The 9,415-nt window shown below is 62.2% G+C and carries 10 protein-coding genes and 1 pseudogene; 2 read left to right on the forward strand and 9 right to left on the reverse strand.

Going from position 1 to position 9,415, the window contains the following annotated elements; all coding sequences use genetic code 11:
* The first annotated feature begins 153 nt into the window (after nucleotides 1–153).
* Nucleotides 154–552, forward strand: coding sequence for a RidA family protein (locus AAFX91_RS35010; protein ID WP_394569593.1), 399 nt, complete (start codon nucleotides 154–156; stop codon nucleotides 550–552).
* Here AAFX91_RS35010 and AAFX91_RS35015 read toward each other — a convergent pair.
* Genes AAFX91_RS35015 through AAFX91_RS35035 form a run of 5 tightly spaced genes read right to left on the reverse strand, consistent with a single transcriptional unit; the run spans nucleotide 549 to nucleotide 4,587 of the window.
* A complete protein-coding gene (locus AAFX91_RS35015; protein ID WP_282527320.1) occupies nucleotides 549–1,133 on the reverse strand; it encodes an NAD(P)H-dependent oxidoreductase in 585 nt (194 codons plus the stop codon). The genes AAFX91_RS35010 and AAFX91_RS35015 overlap by 4 nt on opposite strands.
* A 1-nt stretch (nucleotide 1,134) precedes the next feature.
* The gene (locus tag AAFX91_RS35020) at nucleotides 1,135–2,490 is read right to left on the reverse strand and encodes an FAD-binding oxidoreductase (RefSeq protein WP_394569590.1); all 1,356 of its coding nucleotides are present in this window, start codon (nucleotides 2,488–2,490) and stop codon (nucleotides 1,135–1,137) included.
* A complete protein-coding gene (locus AAFX91_RS35025; RefSeq protein ID WP_130577865.1) occupies nucleotides 2,487–3,317 on the reverse strand; it encodes a cysteine hydrolase family protein in 831 nt (276 codons plus the stop codon). Before AAFX91_RS35025 ends, AAFX91_RS35020 begins: the two co-directional genes overlap by 4 nt.
* Before the next feature lie 3 nt (nucleotides 3,318–3,320).
* Nucleotides 3,321–3,740 (reverse strand): cupin domain-containing protein, encoded by a 420-nt coding sequence (locus AAFX91_RS35030; RefSeq protein ID WP_394569591.1) that lies wholly within the window; start codon nucleotides 3,738–3,740, stop codon nucleotides 3,321–3,323.
* Nucleotides 3,741–3,759: 19 nt separating this feature from the next.
* A complete protein-coding gene (locus tag AAFX91_RS35035) occupies nucleotides 3,760–4,587 on the reverse strand; it encodes a creatininase family protein (RefSeq protein WP_130577863.1) in 828 nt (275 codons plus the stop codon).
* Nucleotides 4,588–4,777: 190 nt separating this feature from the next.
* Between AAFX91_RS35035 and AAFX91_RS35040 the strand changes: the two genes are divergently transcribed.
* Nucleotides 4,778–5,680 carry a LysR family transcriptional regulator gene (locus AAFX91_RS35040; RefSeq protein ID WP_130577862.1) on the forward strand — a complete coding sequence of 301 codons (903 nt, stop codon included), beginning with the start codon at nucleotides 4,778–4,780 and terminating at the stop codon, nucleotides 5,678–5,680.
* A gap of 131 nt (nucleotides 5,681–5,811) precedes the next feature.
* Here AAFX91_RS35040 and AAFX91_RS35045 read toward each other — a convergent pair whose 3' ends face one another.
* From AAFX91_RS35045 to AAFX91_RS35060, 4 genes and pseudogenes are all read right to left on the reverse strand, one after another.
* Nucleotides 5,812–6,879, reverse strand: a complete 1,068-nt coding sequence (locus tag AAFX91_RS35045; RefSeq protein WP_394569594.1) for a BMP family ABC transporter substrate-binding protein — start codon at nucleotides 6,877–6,879, stop codon at nucleotides 5,812–5,814.
* An 80-nt stretch (nucleotides 6,880–6,959) separates the two neighbouring features.
* Nucleotides 6,960–7,880: an ABC transporter permease gene (locus AAFX91_RS35050; RefSeq protein ID WP_394569592.1), complete on the reverse strand. Its 921-nt coding sequence runs from the start codon at nucleotides 7,878–7,880 to the stop codon at nucleotides 6,960–6,962.
* Nucleotides 7,877–8,983 carry an ABC transporter permease gene (locus tag AAFX91_RS35055; RefSeq protein WP_130577860.1) on the reverse strand — a complete coding sequence of 369 codons (1,107 nt, stop codon included), beginning with the start codon at nucleotides 8,981–8,983 and terminating at the stop codon, nucleotides 7,877–7,879. The genes AAFX91_RS35050 and AAFX91_RS35055 overlap by 4 nt, the downstream gene beginning before the upstream one ends.
* A pseudogene (locus tag AAFX91_RS35060) lies at nucleotides 8,970–9,341 on the reverse strand (ABC transporter ATP-binding protein); the annotation flags it as partial. The pseudogene AAFX91_RS35060 and the gene AAFX91_RS35055, both read right to left, overlap by 14 nt.
* Nucleotides 9,342–9,415: the final 74 nt, after the last annotated feature.

Below are 9,415 nucleotides of genomic sequence, written 5' to 3' on the forward strand. Positions count from 1 at the left end.
AGGCTTCCTCCTAAAAGAAAGCCTTGAATCACGTTCAATCTGATTTGAGAATCCCAAGAGTCCACACGGCCTAGAGGGCGCGTGGCGTATGTGGTGGAAGTAGCAGGCAATCGGCGTTACGCTTTGCGCCCTGCTAACAGTTGTCTCCCGGGGGTGACCTTGCGTTCGCTTTCTCCAGCTTCGATCAGGCCGCCCTTTGCGCGCTACAGCCACGGCGTTTCCGTTGCACCAAACCATCGCCTCGTCGTCACCTCGGGCCAGCTCGGCATTGCCGCCGACGAGACGATCCCGTCGCAATGCGAGCAGCAGGCTGATCTGTGCTTTGCCAATATCGCGGCCATCCTCGCCGAGGACGGTATGACGCTCGCAAATGTCATCCGGCTCAATGCTTACGTGACCGCCCGCGAGCACATGCAGGGCTATATGCGCTCACGCGACCGGCATTTTCAGGGAACTCCGCCGGCTTCGACCCTGGTGATCGTGTCCGGCTTCACGCGTCCTGAGTTCTTCGTCGAAATCGAGGCGATCGCCGCCGCGCCCGCGGACGGTTAGAACCGCACCATCTCGCGCCTTATCTTGGCGAGGAACCGGCCGCGCTGCGCATCCGTCGCGACATTCATGTGATAGAGCGCGTAGTAACTGACCGACGCTTTCGAGCCGGTGAACCAGCGCAGGTAGCGCTTGATGATCCGGCGCGGCGGATCAGCCATGCCGATCGCCTGCCAGCGCGGGCGACCATAGGTCGAGATGCCGGTGATACGGCGGATATGCATCAGCATCGGCTTGGCATGCGACGGATCCGACAGATCCAGCGCAATGCCGGGACCGAACATCCGGTCGAACCAGCCCTTCAGCATCGCCGGCGGACCGAACGACCAGGTAGGGAACTGCACGACCAGCGCGTCCGCGGCCATCAGGCGGTCGGCATGGGCCTGGTTGTTGGCGCGGTTGCGCGCGGGGTCGTGATAGTCGCGTCGGCGCTCCGCCGTCAGTACCGGATCAAAGCCCTCAGCATAGAGGTCGAGCAGGTCGACGGTGTGGCCCGCCTCAGCCAGCCCGGCCAGCGCCTCTTTCCGGATCGCGGCGTGAAAGCTTTCGCTCAGCGGATGGCAATAGACATAGAGCACCCGCATCTCACGGCCGCTCGAGCACGAAGCTGCGCATCTTGCCGGGGTTGAGCAGGCCGTACGGATCGACCTCGTGCTTGAAGCCGAGCTGATCGGCATCGGCGCGCTTATAGCGGCTGCCGTCCTCCACCGTGAAGACATGCGGATTGGCGATATGGACGCCGCGCGCCTCGTGCAGGCTGATGATCTCGTTCAGCCTGTCTGCATTGGTGTAGCGCACGACGGGCAGCCCACTGCAGGTGACGCGGCCGCCGAAGCGAATGAACTCCAGATGCTGCAACACCTCGTCCCGAAACAACTTGCGCATCTCGACCACCTTCTCCATCAGCCGGTCATGCGGATAAAGACATTGTAGATAGGTGACCGAACGGTCGGTCTTCAGGACCTGCAGCGTGGTGTGGTTCCAAGTGTATTCGTAGAGCGGCACCTGCCCCGGACTCTCGTCGGTCGGCGTCTCCAGCGTGATGGTGCCGCGGCTCGCCAATAGCGACTTGAAGCTCTCGAGCGAGGGTTCGGCGATCATCGCGATCAGGATGCTCTTGCCGTCGGGACAGTACGGCTTCAGCGCACCGAAATACGACGGCAGCGGTGCGGTGATCGGGGACAGCAGCTTCTTGACGATCCCATCCGCCAGCGCGGCCTCGTAGCCGAACGCGGCCGCGTCGACGAAATCGTCGAACGCCACCACGACATCGATCCATCGCCAGGCGGGCGCCAGCGGCATTTCGAGTTCGGTGATGATGCCGGTCGTGCCGTAGGCGCGGTTGATCTTCTGCGCCGCGTCGCCACGCAACTCGATGACGCGCGGCTCTTCCTCGACCGTGACTACGCGCGCGGCGAGGATATTGCCGGGCTCGCGCAAGCCACCGTGAATGACCGAGCCGACGCCGCCCGATCCGCCCGCCACGAAGCCGCCGATCGTCGCCGTGCGCTTGGTGGACGGATGCATCCTCAGCTCCCAGCCGTGGGGCTGCAGCTCGGCATCGATCGTGTTCAGCTTTGCGCCAGCGCCGACCCGGATCAGGCCCGGCTTGACCCATTTGGTACTGTCGAGCGCCAGAACGTCGAGCAGCACACCGCCGCGCAGCGGCACGGCTTGGCCGTAATTGCCGGTGCCACCCGCGCGCACCGTGATCGGAATGCGATGCCGAGCACAGGCGGCGGCAACGCGGACGACGTCGGCTTCGTCCCGCGGCGAGGCGACGAGATCGGCCGACATGCCGTTCAATCGCTCGTTCAGCACCGGGCTGTACCAGAAGAAATCGCGCGAGCGCCGGCGCACGACCTTGGGATCGGTAACGACAGGTACGTCACCGAGATCGTCGATGAGTCGCGCGAGGGTGTCGGACGAAAGCTCGTTCATGGCATGATCTTCGCTGCTTGCTGCCCGCCTTCGCCGAGCCCCGCGACGATCGTCTGCGAGCTCAGGACGAAGCCGAAGCATTGGCGCACATTGTAGAGGGTCGCCGCGAGGCAATAGTCCGGCGATGTGGTGGCCACGCAATCTTCCAACAGCAGGCAGTCATAGCCGCGGAAGTTGGCGTCCTGCAGCGTGCACAACACGCACTGGTCGGCATTGACGCCGGCGAACATCAGCGTGGTGACGCCGAGATTGCGCAGAATGCTGTCGAGCTCGGTGTCCTGGAAACCAGACATCCGATACTTCGCAACCTGGATATCGGACGGATCGGTCTCGAGCTCATCGACAATCGCGGCCGACCAGCTTCCGCGCTCGAGCACCTTTGCGCCGGAGCCAGGCAACGGATCGCCGAGACCGACGCCGCGGCCATCGGGGTTATAAACGTGCAGAAGCGCCGGGCTGAGATTGAGCCGGTCGGGCCGGTTGCCCCAGTTGACCCAGATCACCGGCACATCATGTTTGCGCAGCAGTGGGAGCAGCCGGCGCAGCGGGGCGATCGGCCGCCGCGCCGGGGCGACATCCACGCCGATATGCGCCAGCCAGCCGTTCGGGTGGCAGAAGTCGTTCTGCATATCGACCACGATCATCGCCGTGCGCGCGAGATCGATGGTGATCAGCTTGCCGTCGGCCTGCAGTGTCACCGGTTTCGGTGGAATCGGATCGCGCACCAGGTCGGCGCGAGCCGCTGACACGCACCAGCGATTGCGCTCGCTCGATCCGAGCGGCCGCAAAGCTCCGTCCTCGCTGGCACGATGTGAGGCCGAACTCATCGGCTATTGCCCCTGCAGGATGCGGATGTCGTCGGCTTCGAACTCGACGCGCTCGCCGCCGCGGATCAGCTCGGCGAAATCTTCATTCGGCGTCATCACCGTGAGCGTATAGAGCTTGCCGGTGCCGGTGTTCTCGATCACATGCTCGGAACCCGGATGCAGCAGCAGCGAGTCGCCCTTCTTGATCGCCACGGTCTTGCCGTCGCAATGCGCAACGCCCTCCCCGTGCAGGACGTGGAAGAATTCATGCGCCCCGCTATGCTCGTTCGGCGGCGTGGCGCCGCCGACCTTGAATATCTCGATGACGAAGACGTTGTCGATCCGGTCGGTCTCCTGATCGAACAGCATCACGAAGTAATTGGTGTCCTTCGGTGAAATCCGGAAAGCTGTCGCCTGCGCAAGGTCTACGGCACTGAATGCCACGTGTTCAATCTCCTTCTGGTCATCCGCGCCGCGATCCATCGAACGCCGTATGGGCCGTGATGCGCGACAATGGATAACGGCTGATCTCCTCGATCAGCTTGATAAGCCGAGCAGCAGAGCGCTCGACGACCAGCCGGCCAAGCTCGGTAGTCGCCTTGGTGGCGTCGCCGCAGGCGCCCTTTGGATGCAGGTCCTGCGCCTGCCAGCCGAACTTGGCGCCGGCTTCTGGACCGAGCATTTGCGACTCGCGTTCGATCTCGACCGACAGCGGGACGAAGTGTTCAGCATGATTCATCTCTACGAGCTCGGGATACAGATGCAGCATCACGCTGGTCTCGCTCTGACCGCCATGAATGCCATGCCGATTTTCCTCGGGCGGAAACAGGGCATCCAGGTCGATCAGCCGCGGCCACATCACGCTGACGGCGAACATACCGAGCTTGACGCGCAAATCGCGGCAGACGATCTCGAGTAACTGCGGCTGACCGCCATGCGAATTCAGGAACAGAATCTTGCGGACGCCAGCCCGATGGACGCACTCGCCCAGTTCGTACCAGACGCGCCCGAGTGTTTCGTGCGACAATGTCAGCGTGCCGGGAAATGCCAGATGCTCGTCGGATTTGCCGACCGGCATCATCGGCAAGACCAGCGCCATCAAATCCGGCGGCATCAGCTCAACTGCTCGGGCCATGATGCCCGCATTGATGGCGGCATCGACCCTAACGGGCAGATGCGGCCCATGCTGCTCGACGGCGCCCACGGGCAGGATCGCGACCACGCTCTCCGCGTCGAGTTCGGCGAAATCCTTCGTGCTCAGATCCCACCACCAATGCGACTTCAGCACCATTCTTTCATTCGGCTCCCACGGCTGGCTGCGCCGGAGGCCTGCAAAAGAGTCCGGCGCGGATTGCCTGCTATTCAGGCTTGCGATTGTGCACGCGCCGCCATCACTTGAAAGCGCTTTAATTCGGCAAGTCCGTTGCCTTTTGGGCAACGCGAGGTCATCTGCTCCGAAGGCACAACCGGGTAGAAGGGAAATGCTTCACGGTCGGCTGTTGAACTATATCGACGAGGTTGCGCGGACGGGCTCGATCCGCAAGGCTGCCAATCATTTGAACGTCGCGGCTTCCGCCATCAGCCGCCAGATCCTGGCTCTGGAAAGCCAATTGGGCACGCCAATTTTTCAACGGCTGCCAAAGAAACTGGTCCTGACCGCTGCAGGAGAAGTTCTGATCGGCCACGTCAGGCAGACCCTGAAAGAACTGACGCGCGCGCAAACCAAGATCGAGGAGCTCAAGGGGCTGCGGCGCGGCGAGATCACCATGGCGATGATGAGCGGGCTCGCGTCGAACCTGGTCCCTGGAACGGTAAAGGCGTTCCGGATCGCCAATCCAAGGGTCAAGCTCAATCTGACGCTGTTCAACACGGGCGAGGAGATTCAGTTCGCTGTCGCCAACGGCGAAGCCGATCTCGGTATCGGATTCGACTTTACCAAGGACGGCAATCTGAAGGTCCTGGCGCGCGCCGGCGCCAAGCTCGGTGCCGTCATGGCGCCGAACCATCCGCTTGCGAAGCGAACCGGTATCCGGCTGAGCGACTGCATCGACTATCCACTTGTCGTTGCCGACGACACGAGCGCGATCAGGCCTTACTTGAACACCGCGTTTACGCGCGTCTCACTGGATCTGCAGCCAATCATCGAGACCAATGCCATCGAGATCATGAGGCACTCCGCGATGGTCGACAACGGGATCACCTTTCTCACGCCGTTCGATATCGAGTTTGAGCGGCGGGCGGGACGCCTCGTCTACCTGCCGGTCCGCGAACTGTCGCACGAATCCCAGACCTTGATGCTGATCGGTCACGAACGGGGAACCAGCGCGATCGCAAGCGTGCTGGCGGAATTGCTCAAGACGATGATGCGCGAGGCGAGCGGATGAAGGCTGTCTACGCCGGCCCATCGAGGACGAATTGGTCCTATCGGCCGCCCTACAGCGCAAAGTGCGGCTGGTCTTGCCGCGAGACACCCGCACTTCGTTCGCTGACTTGTCGCCCGCCCGACGGTTAAGCCTTATTTTGGAACGGTGCCCTCGACCCCTTCAACGTACCAATTGAGCGAGCTGAAAGTGGCCTCGGACATCTTGCCGCCGGCGGGAACCATTTCCTTGCCGGTGTTGTCCTTGATCGGTCCGGCAAATGGATTAAGCGGGCCCGCGATGATCGCCGCCTTCTTTTCCTCAAACACCTTCACAACTTCTGGCGGGATATCGGGATTGAGCGGAGCCATCACCACCAATCCTTCCTTGAGACCCCAGCGGATGCGCCGATTACCGGTCCAGGTGCCATCGAGCACCTTCTTGGTCTCGTCGATGTAATAACCGCTCCAGTCCTCCGTCGAGCCAGAGAGCTGGGCTTTCTTGCCGAAGCTCGACATATCGGCATCGATGCTGAACGCATAGGTGCCCTTCTCCTGCGCTGCCTGGATCGAGGCCGGCGAGTCCGTGTTCTGGGCAACGTTGTCCGCACCCTGCGCAATCAACGTGTCTGCCGCCTGGCGCTCCTTGCCGGGATCATACCAGGTGTTGACCCAGATCGGCTTTACCTTGATCTTCGGATTCACGGCTTGAGCACCAAGGGCCATCGCGTTGATATTGCGCATGACGCTCGGGATCGGGAACGAACCGATGAAGCCAAGCGTGTTCGTCTTCGTCATAAGCCCGGCGATCGTGCCGATCAGGTAGAAGCCTTCCTCGAAGCGGGGCTCGTAGACCGTGATATTGGCCGCCGTCTTGAAGCCGTTGACGTGCTCGAACTTGACGTCCGGAAACAGCTTGGCGACCTTCTGAAGCGGCTCCATGTAGCCGAACGAAGTTGCAAAGATCAGCTTGTTGCCGTCGGCTGCGAGCTGACGGAAGACGCGTTCGGAATCCGCGGTTTCCGGGACGTTTTCCACGAAGGTGGTCTTGATCGCAGAGCCCATCGCCTTCTCAAGCGCCAGCCGGGCCAGATCGTGCTGCTGCGTCCAGCCTCCGTCGCTACGCGGTCCCAAATAGACGAAAGCGACCTTCAGCGGCTCGGCAGCCGGAGCCGCGACCGGCGCGGCCATCGCCAAACCCACCGCGGTGGCCATGGACCACATTTTCAAGAACGTTCTTCGTTGCATAACGCCTACCTTTGTCTGGAGCTTGAATTGCTGAAGCCGCACCGCGAGGCCCCTGATCACGCGGCCGAATGGAAACTCCGGCCAAGGGAAGCCGGTTGATTCAACAAGATGGTCTTGGGATCGCGGCAGATGATCACCAGCACGATGATCGTCGCCGCGTAAGGCAGCATCGACAGGAACTCGGTCGGGATCGGCAGACCGAAGCCCTGCGCGAACAGTTGGAATTGCGTGACACCACCAAAGAGATACGCACCGACAACGATGCGTGTCGGCTTCCACGTGCCGAAAACCACGAGCGCAAGCGCGATCCAGCCCTTGCCGGCAGACATGCCCTCGACCCACATCGGGGTCTGGACCAGCGACAGATACGCACCCGCGATGCCAGCCATCGCCCCGCCGAACATCACAGCCAGGTAGCGGGTCTTCAGGACGGACTTGCCGATCGAATGCGCGACGATCGGCGACTCGCCGATCGCCCGCAGCGTCAGGCCGGTGCGCGACTTCGTCAGAAACCACTGCACACCGACGAACAGTGCAATGGAGAGATAGACCATGATGTCGTAGTGAAACAGGAGATCGCCCACCACGGGAATGGCGGTCAGCCCGGGAATGGTGATCGGCGTCAGCCGGTTCACCGGCAGGCCGGCGTAGTTGTAGCCAACGAAGGCCGACAGGCCGATGCCGAACAAGGTGAGCGCGAGGCCGGTGGCGACCTGATTGGTCTGCAGGTTGAGCGTGAGAAAGCCGAAAAGCAGGGACAACGCGACAGCGGCGCAGGCCGCAGCGAGGAAACCAAGCGCAGCGCTGCCGGTCGCATATGTCGTGGCGAAGCCGGTCACCGCACCGATCAGCATCATGCCCTCGATGCCGAGATTGAGGACGCCGGACCGTTCGACGACGGTTTCGCCAAGAGCCGCGTAGATCAGCGGCGTGGCCGCGACCACGGTGCTGGCGATCATCGGGACAATGGGATTCATGCGGCGGTCTCCGCCTGTACCGGTGGTTTCAAGGTATTGGCCTCGACCGGCGCAACGCGTTTCAGCCGGAACGTGATGAACAAATCGGCGGCCAGGAGGTAGAACAGCAACAAGCCTTGGAAGAGCCCGGTGATCGCGGACGGCAAGCCCATGCCCATCTGCGCCGCCTCGCCGCCGAGATAAAGCAGCGACATGAGCAGCGCGCCGAACACGACGCCGATCGGATGCAGCCGGCCGATCCAGGCCACGATGATGGCGGCGAAGCCGTAGCCGGGCGATATCTGCTGTTGCAGCCGGCCGATGGGACCGGCGACTTCGCACACGCCGGCGAGCCCGGCGGTGGCGCCACAGATCATCAGCGCAATCCAGATGTTGCGCTTTTCCGAGAAGCCGGCATAGGCCGCCGCGGCAGGAGCCAGCCCCGCGACCTGCATCCGGAAGCCGGCAAAGGTCTTCTGCGAGAATATCCAGGCCACCAGTGCCAGCCCGAGCGCATAGACAATGCCCCAGGTCACCCGTGTTCCGCTGATGAGGATCGACATCGTCTCGGCATCGCCGAAGCCTTGCGACTGCGGATAGTTCAGCCCCTGCGGATCGCGCCATGGCCCGTGCACGAGCCACGACAGCACCAACTGGGAAATGTAGACCAGCATCAACGTGACGAGAATTTCGTTGGTGTTGAACCGGGTTCGAAGAAAGGCGGGAATCGCGGCCCAGGCCATCCCGCCGAGCACTCCGGCCAGTAGCATCAATGGCATCGCAAACGCAGATTCGCTGTCGCCGAACCAGAGTGCGACGCCGCCGCCGGCGATCGCTCCCATGGTGAGCTGTCCTTCGGCGCCGATGTTCCAGACATTGGCTCTGAAGCCCAAGGCGAGACCCAATCCGCAGAGCAGCAAGGGCGTCGTTTTCAGGAGCAATTCCCCGATGCCGTAGGTGGTCGACACCGGCTTGACGAAGAACAGATAGAACGCCTCCACCGGATCCTTGCCCAAGACCTTGAACAGCACGAATCCGGTTACGAGCATACCGACCGCCGCCAACAGCGGCGAAGCGACGCTCATGATGGACGACGGCGTCGCGCGCCGCTCAAGCTTGAGCATTGGCCGTCTCCAGATGTGCGTTTGCGGAAGCTGCTTGGCTCTCCGCCCGATCGCCGAACTTGCCGCTCATCCATGTCCCGATCTGCTCGATCGATGTCTCCGCGGGCTTGACCGGCGGCGAAAGACGTCCATCGGCGATCACCGCGAGGCGATCGCTGATGGCGAAGAGCTCATCCAGTTCCTCTGAAATCACCAGAATCGCGACGCCCTGATCGCGCAGATCGATCAGGGCCTGCCTGATCAATTGCGCCGCGCCGACATCCACGCCCCAGGTCGGTTGCGCCACGATCATCATCTTGGGCTGCAGCATCGTCTCCCTGCCGACGATGAATTTCTGAAGATTGCCGCCGGACAGGCTAGGGTCTGTTGGGATTCAGGATTCTCATTCGTGCTTGGCTGTGATTCAAGCTTTGGATGGAACGATTCGTTTTG

The sequence above is a fragment of the Bradyrhizobium sp. 31Argb genome (assembly GCF_043638955.1).
In the GTDB taxonomy this organism is placed as follows: domain Bacteria; phylum Pseudomonadota; class Alphaproteobacteria; order Rhizobiales; family Xanthobacteraceae; genus Bradyrhizobium.

Coding starts and splice junctions, on each gene's coding strand:
- AAFX91_RS35040 (WP_130577862.1), top strand. CDS start 4,778: ATGCTTCACGGTCGGCTGTTGAACTATATCGACGAGGTTGCGCGGACG.
- AAFX91_RS35035 (WP_130577863.1), bottom strand. CDS start 4,587: ATGGTGCTGAAGTCGCATTGGTGGTGGGATCTGAGCACGAAGGATTTC.
- AAFX91_RS35045 (WP_394569594.1), bottom strand. CDS start 6,879: ATGTGGTCCATGGCCACCGCGGTGGGTTTGGCGATGGCCGCGCCGGTC.
- AAFX91_RS35020 (WP_394569590.1), bottom strand. CDS start 2,490: ATGAACGAGCTTTCGTCCGACACCCTCGCGCGACTCATCGACGATCTC.
- AAFX91_RS35055 (WP_130577860.1), bottom strand. CDS start 8,983: ATGCTCAAGCTTGAGCGGCGCGCGACGCCGTCGTCCATCATGAGCGTC.
- AAFX91_RS35025 (WP_130577865.1), bottom strand. CDS start 3,317: ATGAGTTCGGCCTCACATCGTGCCAGCGAGGACGGAGCTTTGCGGCCG.
- AAFX91_RS35015 (WP_282527320.1), bottom strand. CDS start 1,133: ATGCGGGTGCTCTATGTCTATTGCCATCCGCTGAGCGAAAGCTTTCAC.
- AAFX91_RS35050 (WP_394569592.1), bottom strand. CDS start 7,880: ATGAATCCCATTGTCCCGATGATCGCCAGCACCGTGGTCGCGGCCACG.